11 protein-coding genes and 2 pseudogenes are annotated in these 17,678 nt (G+C 59.6%); 12 read left to right on the top strand and 1 reads right to left on the bottom strand.

Translation table 11 applies throughout. From position 1 onward, the window contains the following. Positions 1-181 precede the first annotated feature (181 nt). Positions 182-865, top strand: coding sequence for a recombinase family protein (locus B5527_RS18130; protein WP_079602745.1), 684 nt, complete (start codon positions 182-184; stop codon positions 863-865). Positions 866-1,224: 359 nt separating this feature from the next. After that, positions 1,225-1,614 (top strand): hypothetical protein, encoded by a 390-nt coding sequence (locus B5527_RS44095; protein ID WP_154072336.1) that lies wholly within the window; start codon positions 1,225-1,227, stop codon positions 1,612-1,614. A 557-nt stretch (positions 1,615-2,171) separates the two neighbouring features. Here the strand turns inward: B5527_RS44095 and B5527_RS18135 are convergent. Continuing rightward, complete coding sequence (locus B5527_RS18135; RefSeq protein WP_079602747.1) at positions 2,172-2,795, bottom strand: isochorismatase family protein; 624 nt, start codon at positions 2,793-2,795, stop codon at positions 2,172-2,174. Positions 2,796-3,040: 245 nt separating this feature from the next. Between B5527_RS18135 and B5527_RS18140 the strand changes: the two are divergent. The 10 genes and pseudogenes from B5527_RS18140 to B5527_RS18205 all read left to right on the top strand — a co-directional run bounded on the left by B5527_RS18140 (position 3,041) and on the right by B5527_RS18205 (position 16,000). Then, a pseudogene (locus B5527_RS18140) lies at positions 3,041-3,951 on the top strand (LysR substrate-binding domain-containing protein). 230 nt (positions 3,952-4,181) lie between these two features. After that, positions 4,182-5,213: pseudogene (locus B5527_RS18145) on the top strand (IS110 family transposase). 328 nt (positions 5,214-5,541) lie between these two features. Continuing rightward, positions 5,542-6,981 (top strand): IS1182 family transposase, encoded by a 1,440-nt coding sequence (locus tag B5527_RS18150; RefSeq protein ID WP_079600895.1) that lies wholly within the window; start codon positions 5,542-5,544, stop codon positions 6,979-6,981. A gap of 444 nt (positions 6,982-7,425) precedes the next feature. Further along, entirely contained in the window at positions 7,426-8,412 is a 987-nt protein-coding gene (locus B5527_RS18160) for a transglycosylase (RefSeq protein WP_245332640.1), read from the top strand. 89 nt (positions 8,413-8,501) lie between these two features. Continuing rightward, the gene (locus B5527_RS18165) at positions 8,502-8,927 is read left to right on the top strand and encodes a GFA family protein (RefSeq protein ID WP_197689311.1); all 426 of its coding nucleotides are present in this window, start codon (positions 8,502-8,504) and stop codon (positions 8,925-8,927) included. A gap of 346 nt (positions 8,928-9,273) precedes the next feature. Beyond that, a complete protein-coding gene (locus B5527_RS18170) occupies positions 9,274-10,353 on the top strand; it encodes an ABC transporter substrate-binding protein (protein WP_154072337.1) in 1,080 nt (359 codons plus the stop codon). Positions 10,354-10,492: 139 nt separating this feature from the next. Then, positions 10,493-10,990 (top strand): YybH family protein, encoded by a 498-nt coding sequence (locus tag B5527_RS18175; protein WP_197689312.1) that lies wholly within the window; start codon positions 10,493-10,495, stop codon positions 10,988-10,990. A 1,028-nt stretch (positions 10,991-12,018) separates the two neighbouring features. After that, positions 12,019-12,348, top strand: coding sequence for a GcrA family cell cycle regulator (locus tag B5527_RS18180; RefSeq protein WP_079602752.1), 330 nt, complete (start codon positions 12,019-12,021; stop codon positions 12,346-12,348). 459 nt (positions 12,349-12,807) lie between these two features. Beyond that, positions 12,808-13,491, top strand: coding sequence for a helix-turn-helix domain-containing protein (locus tag B5527_RS18185; RefSeq protein WP_079602753.1), 684 nt, complete (start codon positions 12,808-12,810; stop codon positions 13,489-13,491). 2,326 nt (positions 13,492-15,817) lie between these two features. Then, positions 15,818-16,000 (top strand): hypothetical protein, encoded by a 183-nt coding sequence (locus B5527_RS18205; RefSeq protein WP_079602757.1) that lies wholly within the window; start codon positions 15,818-15,820, stop codon positions 15,998-16,000. Positions 16,001-17,678 lie beyond the last annotated feature (1,678 nt).

Consider the following 17,678-nt stretch of genomic DNA (forward strand, 5'->3'; position numbering starts at 1 on the left):
CAATGCGCCAGCGCGCTGCACCGGATCGAACACCGGCGGGCCGCAACGGGAGAAGGCGGCTGTTGATGCTGGCTCGCCAGCGGCAAAGGCTGCTGAAGCCGAGAAAACCAGCTCTTGACGCTCTGACCCAAGCCGTTACATATATCTCAACCGAGGTTGACATACACGTAACGGGGCGAGCATGGCGGACGGGAAGTGGGTTTCGTATCTCAGGGTCAGCACCGGCAGGCAAGGCAAGAGCGGCTTGGGCCTGGAAGCGCAGCGCCAAGGGGTCGCCGACTTCCTGAACGGCGGACAGTGGAAGCTGATCAAGGAATTCGTCGAAGTCGAAAGCGGCAAGCGCGCTGATCACCATCGCCCGCAGCTTGAAGCCGCACTCGCCACCTGCCGACTTCACGGGGCCAAGCTCGTGATCGCCAAGTTGGACAGGCTGAGCCGCAACGCCCATTTCCTGCTCGGTCTCGAAAAGGCTGGCGTTGACTTCGTCTGCGCCGACATGCCGAACGCCAACCGGCTCACGGTCGGCATCATGGCGATGGTGGCCGAGGAGGAGGGGCGCATGATCTCGGCCCGCACCAAGGCGGCGCTGGCTGCGGCCAGGAAGCGCGGCACGGTGTTAGGCGGGGATCGTGGGCGCAAGCCAACTGCGAAGATGCGCAAACAGTCTGCAGCGGCCCGCCAGCAGGCCGCTGCGAAGCGGGCGGCCGATCTCTCGGGGACCATCGCCGAGCTGCGGGCGGGCGGTGCTACGTCACTGCGGGCCCTTGCAACGAAGCTCAACGAGATCGGTATCCCAACCGCGCGCGGCAGCGGGACTTGGTCTGCGGTGCAGGTGCAGCGCGTGCTGGAGCGGCTGGAGGCCTGACGAGATCGCGCCCGCCCGGCGCGAGCTGGGTCCGGTGCATACCCCGGCATCCGAGGAGAGGCCATGGGGGTCTGTTAATTGAAGGGCCTTGACCCCGTTCTCCTCCATTTTTTTCCCAAAATATTTTTCCCGGAAATTTCCATAAACTAAGTCCGAATTTGGACTTCACCCGCCTGGCCTGTTTTTCTCGGGGGACCCAAGTTCCGGGCAGCGGTTCTATTTCGAGAACTGCGTATGGGACCCGCCGTTTTTTTGAAATTTTCCGAGGACCCGTGTGCGACCGCGCCGTGGTGACGATGGGGGCCGTGGAGCGGCGTTGATCGGGGATGGGTGGAGTAGCGGCCTCGTCGCGAAAACGAATGCCGCCGCCCCCCGCCGACCGGGAAACATCCTCCAAGACGCGAACCTCGGTTTTGGTCTCGAAGACTGTGCGATCCGATTTCCGTTTCGCGTTTTTAATTTTTGGCAATTTTTCCGTGAGCCTCATCGCCGAGGGACCCAACCGCACGGACCTTGGATCAGACGTACCACAGGCACGGTCGCTCGTCGGATTGGGGGTGGTAGCCGCCCCTTCGGAAAAACGAATGTGGGTGGCCTCCATCGCCCTCCGCGCCGCCTCCCAACGCGCGAACCTCGGTCTGACTTCGTCGACTCTGAGTCCGGCGGCGGTCGCGAGCCGGGTCGGCACCGTCGATGACGACGCCCGCACCTCGCGGGTCATCGAGACCAAGGTGGTGTACCGGTTTTGAAGTTTGACGCACGACGCGTCGACTTCGGTCAGCGAGGCATCGAGATATTCACCGCAACTTTTTGAAACCTCACGACGCATCGTCAATTTTTTTCGCGGCGACGACGTCGCGATGCTCAATCAGCGCCACGATGAGTCGTGCTGCGGTCCGGTGGCGGCGTGGATGCGTTTGCCGCGCTCGCCGCTGTCAGACACCGGCCATCGGGTCGGCGCATCCACGGCGGCTTCGCCACCCCGGCAAACCGCGAAAACAAATTGTCAGCACGATGTTAGCGCGCGATCACGTCGTCGCGGCACAGGGTGAATCACCAGCTCGTTCCTTTCGGGCAACCATGGTGCTATTCTGTTCGAAGGCGATCAGAGAACGGCTCAGGTCATCAACTTGGGTCATGGGGGCACCTCCATCGGTTTTCGCACAACGACAACGGTGCCAGACCTTTGCCGCCGTCCCCATAGCTTCTGGACCCGGAACGGACATTAGGCGCGGCCGGGCTTATCCGGAAAGCGGACTGAGGCTTCGGAGAGGATGCCGGTCAGCGCGAGCCGACCGGCTGACAGTCACTTGCCGTAAGCCTGCGCGATTTGCCCGACCAGTTTTGCCCAGGGCATGTCCATCGCGTCGTAGACGGTGCCGGCCTCCGGGCGTGCGTTGTCTTTCAGGATCTCGACCATCAAGGTCGCATAGTCCGAGACGATCACTCCGGCCTGCAGCATGCGAAGGAGGCCGGCTTGGCGCTTGGTCTCGCTAAACGTTCCGGACGCATCGACGGCGACATAAGCGCCATATCCCTTGCCGACCGCGGTGATGGCCGGAAACGCTGCGCAGACTTCGAGCGAGATGCCGGCGAAGATCAGCTTCTTGCGGCCGGTCGCTTCGATCGCGCGCGCGACCCTTGCATCATCGAACGCGTTGACCGACGAGCGGTCAACGATCTGGACACCAGGCAGTGCGGCCACAAGTTCCGGGAAGGTCGGACCCCACATGCTGTCGCGCGCGGTCGTGGTGACAATGATCGGCAGCTTCAACGCCTTGGCGGCTTTGGCCAGCGCGATCACGTTGTGCTTGAGTTCTCCCGTCGAATAGTCGCGCACCCCGGTCATGAGACCGACTTGATGGTCGATGAGGACGAGCGCTGCATTTTCGGACGTAAGCTGTTCATAAGGGCTGACTTGGTCTGCCATGACATTCTCCTGAGATGAGTAGGGTTGAGATGTGCCGCTGATCGGCGCCGCGCCGAGAATCCGCGCGACGGCTCCGAGCGTGGTTGTTTGGAGGAATTCACGCCGTTGCACGAAGGTCTCCGTCGGTCTCCGGGCAGCGACCCGCTGCGGCCGGCGCCGGCACCGGATGAAGGCTAGCTGCTGGACGATCGGACAATAAGTCGGCAATAATTGAACCTAATATCCAATATATTGGACGATGGGCCATGCTCGACCTCAACGACTTCTTCTATTTCGTGCAGGTGGTTGATCGGGGCGGCTTCACCGCCGCCAGCCGCACGCTTCGGCTTCCGAAATCGACTCTGAGCCATCGTATCCGCCAGCTCGAGGCGGGGCTCGGGGTTCGGTTGCTCAACCGCACATCACGGCGGTTTGGGATGACCGATGCTGGTGGCGAATTCTATCGCCATGCGGCGGAGATGCTACAGCAGGCCGAACAGGCCGAGGCCTCGATACGGCATCGGCTGAGTGAACCAATCGGCACCGTGCGCCTCACATCGGGCATGGCCACCATGCAGTTCGCACTGCTGGAAGTGGTCGCAGATTTTCTTGTCCGCTATCCCAAGGTCAACGTCGTCGCGCATGCGACTGACCAAAACGTCGACATCGTCGGCGAGAATTACGATGTCGCGGTCAGGGCGCATTCAGACCCGCTTCCGAATTCCACGCTGGTCCAGAGGACGCTAGCACCAGCGCCGTGGCTGCTGTTCGGAGGGACCGCCTACCTCGCGCGAACGGCTCGCCTAGGACACCCGAGGATATGCGAAAGCATTCATCGCTTTTCATGATGCGCACCGGGGTTTCCCCGATTTGGCGGCTTCGCCATTCAAGCGAGCGGAAAGGCGAGGTTGTCGTGCCGCTGACGCCGCGCCTCATGAGCGACGACATGGTCGGATTGAAGCAGGCGGCGATCGCCGGGCTCGGCATTGTCGCGCTGCCCGGCTATGTCTGCCGCGAAGAGCTTCGATCCGGAGTGCTGCGTAGGGTGCTGCCCACGTGGCTTGCTGGTGATTCGACGTTGACGGCATTGTTGCCTTTCCGGCAAGGCCTCTTGCCCTCAGTCCGCGCCTTCATTGAGCACCTGGCGGTTCAACTTCCGAAGGCTGTGGCGATGTAGCCCGCCACACCGTTTAGAACTGTCCGCTTTCCGGTGGCACGCTATGTTCCGGTTTTGGCACGAAACGGACCAGTCGGGCCGGTCTGACGATGTCCGTTCATCGGGTTAGAGCGGACTCTCCGCGAATGGCTCTCCTTCCGAGTTTGATGCTGTGGACGGCTCCTCCACCGGCACGAGAGTGCCACGGCTGTGGGAGTAGTTGAGGCTCCCACGATTCGGAGGAGCTATCCATGCAAACGGTTACGACAATCGGTCTCGACATCGCCAAGTCGGTGTTCCAGGTTCATGGGCATGATGGCGCCGGCCAGGTAGTCATCCGCCGTTAGTTGAAACGGCGCTCTGTCCTGGCGTTCTTTCAGAAGTTGCCGCCGTGCTTGGTCGGCATTGAGGCCTGCGCTTCGGCGCACCATTGGTCGCGCGAACTGCAAGCGCTGGGTCACAAGGTACGGTTGATACCGCCGGCCTATGTGAAGCCTTACGTCAAGCGACAGAAGAATGATGCGGCTGACGCGGAGGCGATTTGCGAGGCGGTCACCAGGGCCAACATGCGGTTCGTGCCGACCAAGACTCTAGAGCAGCAGAGCGGCCTGGTGCTACACCGCACGCGCCATCTGTTCATCCGTCAGCAGACCGCGGTGATCAATGCCATTCGGGCCCATCTTGCCGAGTTCGGGATCGTTGCGCCGGTTGGGCGCCACGGTGTCGAGGAGCTGCTCAATGTCGTGGCTGATCCAAACGACAAGCGAGTTCCGGAGATGGCTCGTGCGTGTCTCTCGGCATTCGGGGCTCAATTGCGCAGGATCCAGGAGCAGGTACTGGAGTTCGACCGACTGATCAGGGCCTGGCACCGATCCGACGAGATGAGCATGAGGCTCGATGAAGCTCCTGGCGTCGGTCCGGTGTTGGCCACTGCTGTGGTCGCCACCGTAGCTGATCCAAAGTCCTTCCGATCAGGACGCAACTTCTCGGCCTGGATCGGTATCGTGCCGAAGCAGCACTCGAGTGGAGGCAAGAACCGGCTCGGCAATATAAGCAAACAAGGTGACCGCTATCTGCGCGGCCTGTTCGTGGCCGGCGCGCTCGCCGTCATCCGTTACGCCAAGATCCATGGCACCAAACATCGCCCCTGGCTCACGGCGTTGCTGGCGCGACGGCCGACCAAGGTTGCGGCTATTGCGCTTGCCAACAAGCTCGCGCGAATGGTCTGGGCCATGATGGCCAGGGGCGAGCGATACAAGGAACCCGTCGCGCTTGCGGCGTAAACGAGATCGCGCCGGACAACCGGCGTGATGTGAAGGTTGGGAGGGCGAACAGCACGTAATGCAGAGCCGGTCGATCCGGCGATCAGGACAACCCACTTGGGTCGAGGCATTGTCAAATGCGCGAGTTTGATCGGGACCTGATCCGCGGAGGGCATTATGGCCAGCGGTCATATGAACCGCGTCAAAAGGCCGGACACATGGCTGCACCGACCAATGCTGCAAAACGTGAAGAAAGTCCTTGCCAATCCGGAGCCGTCCACACATGACCCTGGCTGCGTGAAAACGAACTGTCTGCTATGATTCGCTTGGCGATTTGCCGGGGGCAATCATGAAGCGCTTCGTTGAGGGTGCCGATCGCGGACAATCGACGTTGTTGCCGGAATGCCTCGATGAGTGGGTCGAGGAGAGCAATTGCGTTCGTGTGGTGGATTGCTTTGTCGACGGGCTCGATCTGGCCGATCTCGGTTTCGAAGGCGTCGAGCCTGCAGCGACAGGCCGGCCTGCCTACCACCCCTCGGTTCTTCTGAAGCTTTACATCTACGGCTATCTCAACCGAGTGCAGTCGAGCCGCCGGCTTGAGCGCGAAGCCGGCCGAAACCTGGAAGTCATATGGCTACTCGGTCGGCTCGTTCCCGATGACAAGGTGATTGCCGATTTCCGCAAGGACAATGGCCCGGCGATCCGCAGGGCATGCGCGAGCTTCGTCAATCTCTGTCGCCAGATGGGTCTGTTGGCGAAGGCGAGCGTCGCGATCGACGGCAGCAAGTTCAAAGCGGTCAATAATCGAGATCGCAATTTTACCCGGGGGAAGATCGATCGCCGGCGCGCGCAACTCGAGGAGAGTGTGGCGCGGTATCTCTCCCAGCTCGATACGGCGGATAGGCAGGAACCGTCCGAAGTGCTGGTGCTCAAGACGACGCGGCTCAAGGAGAAGCTCGACAAGCTGAAAGAGGAAATGGGCAAACTCGCAGCCTACGAGAAGCAAATGTTGGCCTCGCCGGATCACCAAATCTCGCTCACTGATCCCGATAGCCGCTCGATGGCAACAAGTGGGCGTGGCTCGGGCGTCGTCGGCTACAATGTGCAGGTCGCGGTCGACACCGTGAACCATCTGATCGTGACGCACGATGTGACGAATATCGGCTCGGATCGCTCACAACTGGCGAACGTGGCGCGGGAAGCCAAGGCCGTTCTGCAAGTCGATAAACTCGAAGCCGTCGCCGACCGCGGCTACTTCAATGGCGAAGAGATCCTGGCCTGCGAGCAGGCAGGCATTTGCGTGACGTTGCCCAAACCGATGACGTCGGGCGCGAAGTCGGAAGGCCGCTTCGGCAAGCAGGACTTCGTCTATGTGCCGGAGGAGGATGTCTATCGTTGCCCCGCCGGCGAGAAGCTCAAATTCCACTATGCCAATGAGGAACACGGGCAGAAGATGCGCCGGTACTGGACGAACGCCTGCAAGACCTGCGCAATCAAGGATCAGTGCACCACAGGCAAAGAACGCCGCATCACGCGATGGGAGCATGAGCACGTTCTCGAAATCGTGCAGCAGCGGCTGGATCAAGATCCCCAGGCCATGCGCCGCCGGCGCGAGACGGTTGAGCATCCCTTCGGCACGCTCAAGATGAGAATGGGCGCGACGCACTTCTTGATGAAGACGCTGCCGAAGGTCGCGAGCGAGATGGCGCTCAGCGTACTCGCCTACAATCTGACGCGGGTCATGAATATCGTCGGTACAAGGGCGTTGCTGGCAGCGATCAGAGCGTGAGTGTGGAGACCCCACTGCGTGCCGATACCGAGCCAGACCATGCCCAGCATTCCCCGCCACGACTCGGAGGCGGCCCCTGATCGCCCAACAGGAAAAAATTGCTCAGATCGGCCGTGTCGGACTACGCCGACCGGATCGTGGACGTTCCCCGCCCGCGTCAGCGCGTTATCACGCAACCAAGACCCAAAGGCGAAGTGGCGGGTTACTCGATGACTTCATCCGCGAGTGCGAGCATCGTGGGCGGGATGTCGAGGCCAATAGCCTTGGCAGTTGCGAGCGGCGATAAGGATGTCGCATTTAGGCAACAGCTCCAGTAAATGTGACCCCATACCAATCTTGTCCGTCGCCTCGCTTGGGACATTCCACTAAAAACGGACTCGCCTTGGACTACGGGGAACATGCGTGTAGCGTGCTTTCGGGGACCGTGCCGCGGAGTTGGGGGCAATGAAAGCCTTGCAGGCCAGCTGCATCGTGAGTGCCATAACATTCACGGGGATGATCCATCAGGTTGGCGGAAACACGCCAGGCGCGACCGTGCCGAACGCAATGCTGGAAGCGGCTGGGAGCGCGGAGACGCCCGGTGCGCCTGCGCTCTCCGCCGCCGTGCCGGAGGCATCTGCCGCGGGTTCCGGACCGTCGTTGATGGCCCAAGCCGAAATCGGCTACGATTCTTTCGAGGCAAAATGGATGGCCTTGGGCCACCATGATGCCGCCCAACCGATGCCGACAACGCACGATGCGCCCGACGATGCTCCCAAGCCGGCACCGGTGACGCAGGATTTCCGGTATCTCATCTATTACGTCTGGTCCGAACTGCCGCCTGCCGAGAAGCCGGCGGCTATCGTTTTAAGTTCACTCAAGGACACCCCGGTCGGAACGCCGGTCGAGGAGATCAAGCGCGCTTCCGATGCTTTCGGTCTGGATTTCAATTTCATGAAGGCGGTTGCCAAGATCGAGTCCGGTTTCGACCCCAAGCAACGCACCGGGTCGTATATCGGCCTGTTCCAACTGAGCGAATACGAGTTCAACAAATTCGGCTCGGGGCAGATTCGTGATCCCCGCGACAATGCCGTTGCGGCGGCCTACAAGGTCATTACCGAAGGCATTCTGTTCGAGTGGGTGACGCACAAGAAGCCGACCTTGATCGATCTTTACCTAATCCATCAACAAGGCTGGGAAGGCGCAGCCGAGCACATCAGCCAACCTGATCGCATCGCTTGGAAATCCATGTGTGCCACCAGCGAAGGCAGGGAGAAGGGTGAAAAATGGTGCAAACGCGCGATCTGGCGGAATACTCTTCCGGCCGTAAAACACGCTTGGAAATCGGTCGATAAGCTGACATCGGGGGCATTCGTCGGAATGTGGCGCGACCGGGTTGCTGATTTCTATTCGAAATACATGGCCACCGCCGCCGCACGGGCGCCCCAGTAAATTTCCGTTGAGTGGTTGGCAGGAGTTGCCACCAATACTCATTCAACAATGTGATAGAGTGTAGCCCTCACGACCGCGGAAGTGCCATGTTGATCTCCGGTCGCTGCCATTGCGGCAATATCTTTTTCGCGCTCGACTGGCGGCCGGAGCCGTCAGAAATCCCGGCTCGGGCCTGCACCTGCTCGTTCTGCGCGAAGCATGGCGGTGTTTGGACCTCGTGCCCGACCGGATCACTCACGGTGAGCGTCAAGGATCGCACGCGCGTATCAAAATACGCGTTCGGCACCAAGACTGCCGAGTTTCACGTGTGCACCGGCTGTGGCGTGGTGCCGGTGGTCACCAGCCGAATCGACGGCTGCCTCTACGCCGTCGTCAGCGTGAACGCATTTGAGAATGTAGAACCTGCGCTGCTTCGACGCGCGCCGGCAACCTTCGAGGACGAGAGTGAACAAGCCCGCCTGAGCCGGCGCAAGCGCAACTGGATTGCCGATGTCCGGTTTGAAGCCACGAGCTAGGCGCTCGGGCTCACCATCTCGGAATCGGCCTTGCTGCTCGCCGACGAGTTGATCGAATACAGAGCTATTTGTTGCGGTGCGTGAGTCCGCAGTTGGCACGAAACGGACATGGCGGGGCCGTCAGACGATGTCTGTTGTGGAGAGTAGAACGGACATGCCGTTCCAGCGCGGCCACTTCCGTTTTTGGTAGCGGTTGCCGGGTGGGGCTTGCACCCACTGGAAAGCGCCGCCTTGTCACGGCGCACACCCGGGACGGACATGGCAAGGTTGGCTCGCTTCACTCGAAATTCGATGCACTAGGTCCTTCCGTGTGCTAATTTGCCCAGCGTTCGTCTGTCCCAACGCCTTGGGGGATGGCATGAAACGACGCCAGTTCATTACGGCCCTCGGCGGCGGCGCGGCATTATGGCCGCTTGTTCTACGTGCGCAGCAGCCTGCGATTCCCCTGGTCGGATTTCTCAATAGCACCTCTTCCGTGGGATATTCGCCGTATGTCGTGCGCTCTCAGCAGGCAGAACAGGCTCGTCGTATCGGCATACTCATGAACCGCGCCGCAGATGATACCGAAGGTCAGGCGGGCATCGCGGCTTTCCAACAGGCCTTGCAACTACTTGGATGGAACGTTGGCCTCGATCTGAGGATTGACGTTCGATGGGGTGAAGACGACGTTGCGCTGGAGCGCAAATACGCCGCAGAACTTGTCGATCTCTCGCCAAATATCATTCTGGCCAGCGGCACAATGAGTGTAGCTGCGGTGGAGGGCATCACCCGTGCACTGCCGATCGTATTCGTCGGCGTAACCGATCCAGCCGGTGCGGGGTTCGTCGATAAGCTTGCGAAGCCGGGCGGCAACGCCACCGGCTTCATGATTTTCGAGTTCGGCTTCACAGCGAAATGGGTGGAGCTTCTCAAACAGATCGAGCCGAACATAAGGCGAATGGCTGTCATTCGCCTTCCGGACAATCCCGCAGCGATGGCCCAATTTGGCGCCATACAGGACGCTGCGGAGTGGCTCAGCGTGGAGATCAGCGCTGTCAACGCGCGCAGCAGTAGTGAGATCGAGCGCGCGATCGTCGCTCTCGCGAATTCAGGGAATGGAGGCCTGATCGTAACGCCGAGCGCCGGAGTGTCGGCGCATCGCGATCTCATCATTAAACTAGCTGCCCAGCACAGACTTCCGGCCGTGTATGGCAACCGAAACAATATCAACAGCGGCGGGCTGATTTTCTACGGGCCCAATCGCATCGACCAGTTTCGGCGCGCGGCCGGTTATGTCGATCGCGTTCTCAAGGGCGAGAAGCCGGCCGATCTTCCGGTCCAGGCTCCGACCAAATATGATCTGGTGATTAACCTGAAGACGGCAAAAGCCCTCGGCCTCGATCTTCCGGCTTCCCTCATCGCCCGCGCCGACGAGGTGATCGAATGATGTCGCCTGTTGGCACTTTTCGGACGTGACAGCCCTGGTGCGAGATGTCCGCTCTTGAGGGGTTGAGCGGACGACGGCAGGGCGTCTGTCAACTTCCGCTTTTGACAGTAACGGACATCCGACCGCTTGGACCCGTGCCATGAAAAAGTTATTCGGCGTGTCGGATATGCATCCCGACGTTTGTCCTCTGGATGTACATCCGCAAACAGTCGGAGCAAGAGCCATGATGCAGCAAGGCGGAACGACCGAAAGTCAAATCAAAGCGATCGTCGAAGCATGGGCGGACGCAGTCCGCCGGCATGATCTTTCTGGTATTCTTGCCCATCATGAGCAGGATATCGTGATGTTCGACGTCCCGCCGCCGCTGCAGTCGCGAGGAATGGCTGAGTACAAGAAAACATGGGATCTGTTCTTCAGGTATCATAAGCCGTCGCAAGCATTCGACATAGAGGAGCTTGCAATTACCGCCGGCGAAGATGTCGCCTTTGCCGTCGCCATCGTGCGGTGCGGCTCCGGCACGTTCAGCGGCCCTCCGGAAGAAGGCGGGTTCCTGTTCAGGCTGACAATCGGACTGTGCAACACCGATGGCGACTGGCGTATCGCGCACGAGCATCACTCCGTGCCGTCGTCAGACTAGCGCAGCCGAATTTTTATTCGTCAAGCCGCTTCCGGTTCGGTACCATTGAGACATGTCGGTCGACTGCTCCCGAGAAGGTCCGCTATTGGCACGAAACGGAAATGCCGCGGCAGTCGCAACATGTCCGCCATCGGGAGCAAAGCGGAAGAGATCTGTTCGCAGCGAGTATTTCGCATTTTGACCCATCTGAGACATGAGCACCCCATGATTTGTGCAGCGCGCATGGCCGCACGGGGCGCTCGATGCGCTGCGCATATTCCTTGACATCTGCTGACAGTGGCCGACAAATTAGGCACACTGGCCAGACAGCTTTTGCTGTTGAAGCAGTGTTGACACGGCCATGGTGGACAACAGGGAGTAGGTGCAATGAGAGCTTGCTCAATTGTCGGACTGCTGTTTGCAGCAGTGGTGTTGGCGACGATTCCGGTCTCGCCGCAGGTGACACCGCGCGGCGGCGTGGAGTTAAGCGTTGATCAAGCGCAGGCCGTCACGTACCGGCGCGCCCGCGTGACTGCGCGTCGTGTCGACCGTCGCGAGTTCCGCCATACGCGTCGCGCCGTGCGGCGTGGTGTTTATTAACGGAGCGCGATGGGCAAGGGTGATGGCGCGGGCAGGTGAGCCAGAACCGGTTCCAGTCGCCGCCGTGCGGCTCGACGTGGTCGCAGATGCACGCTGCCGTCACTTGACCGCGCGCCAAGCACATCTCGCATAGTGGTTGCGCACGCAACTGATGCTTTGCCCGCTTGCGCCAGCGCTGCAGCCAGTACCACGACGTCGCTTCCGAAACGAGAAACGAAACTTACAAAGTTTTCTGTGCGGACGCCGCGCGCGTAGAGCGCGGCGAGCAGTCCCAAGCGCCAGCCGCGGTTTGTGCATGTCGTTTGCTGCGGTGCATGAGTCCGGAATTGGCACTTTTCGGATATGGCGCGATGTCCGACTTGAGTCCGCAACGCGCAGCAAATCGGACGTCGGTCTCGTCTACCGGTACGACTAGCCTGTAGTTGGCAGTCGGTGTATAAGCGTCTGTCATGAGTTGGGATACGAAAGACGTAGCACTGCTCAAGAAACTATGGTCCGTAGGACAGAGCGCTGCGCAGATCGCTCGCCGTCTCGGCTATAGCCGTAACTCGATTTGCGCCAAGCTAACTCGTTTGGGCCTGAAGCGCGGTCACAAGCCACCGACTGCTAACCCAAAAATCGTGTCGGTGCGGAAGCGAAGACCAGTGCTATTGGCCGCTTGTGCCCGCTCGGTGGATAAGGTGGTGTCCACGCGCAAGCCAGCGGTGACGCAGCCTAAGGAATTCACCAAGCGCCAGCTTTACGCCATGCTTGCTGAAGCGGTCAGGAATACGGGCTAACGGGCTGCCGAAACAAGCGCGATAATTCGGAGCAACTTCGACGGCGTATTCCCAACCCGGTAGGCCGTTTAGAAATCCCTGGGTGAGTTCTCCGACATCATCCACAGTTTTGCCAGCAAGGGTGGTGCGGTCCGCATGTTGAGAGAAGACGATCACCCTTTTGGCACCTTTGAGACATGCCGACCGGCTCTGAATATGTCCGTTTCATCGGGGTGGACCGGAAGTCATCGGCGGACGGTCGAAACGACGCGATTGACCCGAAGCCGACTTCGGACTTGCATCAGATATTTGCGGTAGCCATAACCGACCTTCGCACATCAGTGCGTCAAAACGTAACACTGTCCTTTGGTACAAGTGACGGAACGGGCAGTTTTCATTTTTATTGAGGCGATTGAACTTCTCATTCCGCGCAAAACAATTTTACGTTCTGTTGAATTTGGTAGTTCTGGAATTCAGCTCATGTTTGTGCGTATCACCACAGACCGGACGCCCCGTCCCAATTCGCTCGGGGACCTTGGCATGACGAGTGGATCGAATCCAATCGTCAGTTTGAATGAATTCACCTACGAGAAAGGAGCCGAGATTTACGGCGAGAAGGAGCCTGCCGAGTACGTTTATCAAGTCAAAACGGGCGCAATTCGAAGCTACAAACTACTCGCGGATGGCCGCCGCCAGATCGGTGCGTTTCACTTGCTCGGCGATATTTTTGGACTGGAGAACGGCAGCGCGCATCGATTTACCGCCGAAGCGGTCGTGAAGACTACTGTCCGCCTAATCAAACGGCAAAGCCTTGAGGCGGTGGCCGAAAGTGACGCGGTTGTCACGCGAAACCTACTCAGTATGACCACCAGCAATCTGGAACACGCAGAAAATCACATGCTGTTGCTGGGCCGCAAAACTTCGCTGGAGAGGGTCGCCGCGTTTTTGGTTGAAATGGACGGGCGGCTAACCGCTACCGGGATCATGGCGCTACCAATGTCCCGTCGGGACATTGCCGACTATCTTGGCCTGACGCTTGAAACCGTATCTCGTGCACTATCGCGGTTGGAACGAGCGGGCGTGCTCGACTTCACCGGCCGCACTCAGCGCGAAATCGTACTTCGCGATCGACAACGGCTAGCAAACTTTGATTTGCCAGCATAAGGGAGGAACAGAAACATGATCAGGTTGATTGCTGTTGCTGGCTTCGCGTTATCGGTTGCAACATCGGCCCAAGCTATGACGCCTGCGCCGATTCCTCAGCCGGAGGGTATGATCACGCAAGTCGCTGCCGCCTGCGGCGCTGGCAGGACACGAGTTAACGGTGTGTGCGTGGCAAGAACCACCATGCGCCAGACCGGCCGAGCCGTCCGCAGGTGTGCGGTCGGAATGACTTGCTAGCTGCTGATGCTTTCAAGCTGCTGGCGGTTGGAGGCGGTGGCGGTTTGAGCGCGTGCAACGCTGCCAGAGCTGGTGGCGCTGGCGGCCCAGGGCGCGATGACCGTTGACGCCGCCGTTAAGGGATGCTGCGAAAGTTGCAAAAAGCCAAACGCCGTTGGTTGGCGTGGCCGTCCCTGCGCCATGGGGGATGTTGGCCATGCTCGGCCAAAATTATCGTGACACTCACGTCCGCTGGAAGCATCTCTCAAGTTTACATGTCGTGACGTTCGTGAAGCCCTTGATCTATCGCAATGGCGCACGACCAACGAAGGCACATCGTTTTCAAAATGGGGCAAGCAGGTAACGGAGAAAAGCCATGAAGCAGATGAGTCTGACAACAGTTGCTATTGCAGCCTCGACGTTTGCGTGTGCGGCGCTGCTCTCCTTTGACTGCTCTGAGCAACGCGGCCTCTCGCTATCAGTCGAGAAGGCCGAAGCACGGGTCGGTCGTCCCCTGACACCCGTGAGCGTTGCGGGCGTCGCGCGCCGGCAACACCGGCGGGCTGCTTACGGCGCCGGAGGTATGGTCGTGGGGCGTTACGGAGGCGGCGCGAACAACAGAGGCGGCTTGGTTGGCGGCGACGACCCCGGTACCTACGTAGGCGCCGCTGCGGTCGGCACGGCTGCCGCGGTCGCGGCCACCTCACCTAACTGGGGATGGGGAGGCGACCCCTACCGCACAGGCACAGGTTACTACGCGGGGGGTCCCTACTACGGTGGCCCTGTTCCGGGAACCAGGGCGGCCTACTATGGTGGTTATGCCGGGGCGGGTGCGCCTTCGGTCGGCTGGACGGGCGGTGTGAGTAGCAGCGACTACGCCCTGTATATCCGAAATCTACACGACTCCGGGTATGATACGAAGAACAAGTTCAACGCGAGCGGGAACGTGAGGACGCAATAGCGTCTGGTCTCGTCGTCCATCGTCCATCGTCGTCTCCCGTGGGTCCTCGCTGGGATGACGGCATCGTGGGCTGGGGCCTTTTTGCGTTTGGCGACCCTACCAAGTGTCGCCTCGCAAAATGTGCTCGGGCATGTCGGATGTTCGCGGATGAAGCGGGCACGTCGAGTGCACCGGTAAGCCGTAATAGTGACCGAAGACGTGCGCGTGATCGCCGCAGTCTTCGCAAACGAACTCGGTGATGTGATCGGGGGCGCTCATTGCGGCGGTCGCGCTATCTTGCAGCGGTTGGGTCGGTCGTGAATAGACGTGCGAAAAGCCCTGGCCTACACCACATCGTCCTGTATTGAAGAGCCGCCGACGGGGCGGCTTTTTCTTTTGAGGCCTTCTTATTAGCGTCATGTCCGAGTTTGGCACTTTTCGGACTCGGCGGGATGTCTGACTTGAGTCCGTAGTGCGCTTCAAAGCAGACACCGGCGAGAGCAACACCGGCAAATTCCGCTTGCCGCTCAACTCCATCTGAAAGTTCTCATTTCTCGGTCTGTTCTAGCGGTTTGATAGCAAGCTGGATCAAGCCGAACGAAAGAGCCAATTCGGCGTTGGTCTGTATGGCCAAGTTTTTACTCGCCCTTATTGCATTAGCATTTGCCGTGCTGATCGGCGGCTTCGTCTTTGCCGCATTCACGCTGTAGGCCGCCGCAGTGGCGGCCTCCTCGTTATCCTCATCCGTCCGAGGCTGGCTTGGTGGGTACCGGCGCGCTGGGCACCCCGCCAGCCGCTAAACGGTTCCGCCTGTTTTGGCGCGCGCCAGACGACCCCGCTCCATGAACCCGGTAAGGGCGAGGTCGCTGGCGACGGTTGGAGGTTGAATGTCCGCCGCAGACAGCTAACGGACCCAAAGAAGCATCGTTGCACGTCGCCAAATTGATTTTGCGAGTGGCCTAATTCGGCAAGTAACCGGGGCAGGTGCTGGCCCCTTTCCATCCGTTGTTCACTGAGTGGTCCCTTTTCATTTTAGCAGTGGTTGCTGGTGCGGAACGCATATCCCGCAGCTCTCAGGATATTATTAGGTGGCTGGTCTGAATAAAGACCCTGTATCAACGCCCTCCGGTTGGGCGTACCATTTTATCCTGGGCACCTTGGACACAACGGATGCCAGATTACCGCGCCTATTTCGTCGGACCTGAGAAGGATTTTATCGGGTACAGAGGCCTCGTTTGCCAAAACGACGGCGAAGCTATCGAAGAAGCCAAGAAGCTTTTCGAAGGCCCCGCAATTGAGCTTTGGTGCGGTGCTCGGCTCGTCACCCGGATTATCGGTCAAAAGGCGGAGTGAGGCCGTCTCGGTTGGCGGCCTCTTTCATTCCAGAAAGCTCATAAAGAGACGGCCCCAACTCGGGGGAGGCTGAGGCCGTTCTAGCTCGGTAGCGCTCAGCAGTGGCGAAGCGCACCCGACTATTCCAAGGCGCGCTCGGCATTTTAGTTCCATAGGGGGACGTAATTCGTTCGGACCGCTGCTACCAGGTCGATTACGGAACCGGCACTACCATTCCGATCCCCCGATCAAGATGCGAGGCAAACGGATATAAGCCCGCTGGCCAGTTTCGACCCCAGTGGTCTAATTTGATTTTCGCCGTGGCCTAATTTGAATTTTAGAGTCGGAAACCGGGCAGACATTCTCGCTTGGTGGCGATAGAATTTGCTATCACCGTCGCGTCCTCGGCATTAACCGGTGCCTGTGAGTGGACCTGCTGCGCCGGATCTCGCGTGAGCGTCATGCCCAGAAACACTCCGCCTCCTACCTGCCCGAAGTGCCACAAACCAATGCAATTCTTGCTTCGCAAAATGGGCGGCCGAAAATTCCAGTGTCTTGATTGCGCCAGCGACGATCCACTGCGCTCAACGGAAGTAGCCCAGCTTCTCACCGGCGAGCTACGGCGGCCGGATTAAGCGGTGGCAGAGTACCCAGCTTACACCGTCGGCCATGATGGACATTTCACGGGGTTCGAGCCGTTGGTTTGCGCTGATGACTCGGAAGCAATCGAGAAGGCCACGCGCCTTGTCGACGGCCACGACGTGGAGCTTTGGTGCGGCGCGCGAATGGTGATCCGGCTCGACCGAACAACAATCATGTCGGGAACCGGACATAGCTGATACTGTTATAACCATCATCGACCCGGCCTCGGCAACTATCGATGACTGAGAGCGCGTTTGCTCCCGCCTGATCTTGTGCGCGGTGAGCCCCATGGCAGACCCTTTATATTTACGAGAAAAAGCAGAGCAAGCCCTCCGCCTCGCCCGAGATAGCACCGACCCGATGCTGGCTAAGAGCCTCACTGAGTTGGCGCGTGAATACTTGGCACAAGCGGACGCGATAGAGGGCACAACGCTAGGGGAAGACCCGGAAGACGAATAAGTAAGGCCGCCTCCGTTGGCGGCCACCTTTCATCCGACCCCTGCTGTCTGCGTTCAGGATAGCAATGTGCCGCTCTGGGATCGACCGCGCTTGTCGAGAGAAACGGCGATGGCGAGCAGAGTGCTCTTAGGAAATGATTAACCCATCGCCGCAACAATACGCTCATGAGAGTCGCAATGGCCACCGTGGTTGCTCTCCTCATACTCAATTTTGCGGATGAGCATTTTAACAGCGCCCGTTACACGCGGGGTGCGATGGCCATGCTTTCTCATATCGCCCGGTCGTTCAGCTAAGCCACCGCGGTTGGGTACTGGCCTGTTTTGACCCTCAGTGGCCTAATTTGAAATGAACAGTGGCCTGTTTTGAGTTATGTACACTTTTGCACTGTTCGGTTCCCATCACGGGGTTAAGGTGTCGTGATCACCGCACCGCTTTCGGCTGCTATCGGTGTCTGAGAGTGCTACACGCTCCCGCCCAACAGAGGGAATGCGTCCATGCCATTAGCCCATTCCACCGAACCATCATTACTTCCAATCGAACGGCCACGCTGCCCTAAGTGTCAGGGCCGCATGATGCTGGCCCGGATCGAGCTTGGTCC

The sequence above is a fragment of the Bradyrhizobium erythrophlei genome, from assembly GCF_900129425.1.
Classification (GTDB): Bacteria; Pseudomonadota; Alphaproteobacteria; order Rhizobiales; family Xanthobacteraceae; genus Bradyrhizobium; species Bradyrhizobium erythrophlei_C.

Bases quoted from the DNA above. Each gene is read 5' to 3' on its own strand.
- B5527_RS18180 (WP_079602752.1), top strand. From the start codon at position 12,019: ATGAGTTGGGATACGAAAGACGTAGCACTGCTCAAGAAACTATGGTCC.
- B5527_RS18185 (WP_079602753.1), top strand. From the start codon at position 12,808: ATGTTTGTGCGTATCACCACAGACCGGACGCCCCGTCCCAATTCGCTC.
- B5527_RS18135 (WP_079602747.1), bottom strand. From the start codon at position 2,795: ATGGCAGACCAAGTCAGCCCTTATGAACAGCTTACGTCCGAAAATGCA.
- B5527_RS44095 (WP_154072336.1), top strand. From the start codon at position 1,225: ATGCCGCCGCCCCCCGCCGACCGGGAAACATCCTCCAAGACGCGAACC.
- B5527_RS18175 (WP_197689312.1), top strand. From the start codon at position 10,493: ATGAAAAAGTTATTCGGCGTGTCGGATATGCATCCCGACGTTTGTCCT.
- B5527_RS18130 (WP_079602745.1), top strand. From the start codon at position 182: ATGGCGGACGGGAAGTGGGTTTCGTATCTCAGGGTCAGCACCGGCAGG.
- B5527_RS18205 (WP_079602757.1), top strand. From the start codon at position 15,818: ATGCCAGATTACCGCGCCTATTTCGTCGGACCTGAGAAGGATTTTATC.
- B5527_RS18150 (WP_079600895.1), top strand. From the start codon at position 5,542: ATGAAGCGCTTCGTTGAGGGTGCCGATCGCGGACAATCGACGTTGTTG.
- B5527_RS18160 (WP_245332640.1), top strand. From the start codon at position 7,426: ATGAAAGCCTTGCAGGCCAGCTGCATCGTGAGTGCCATAACATTCACG.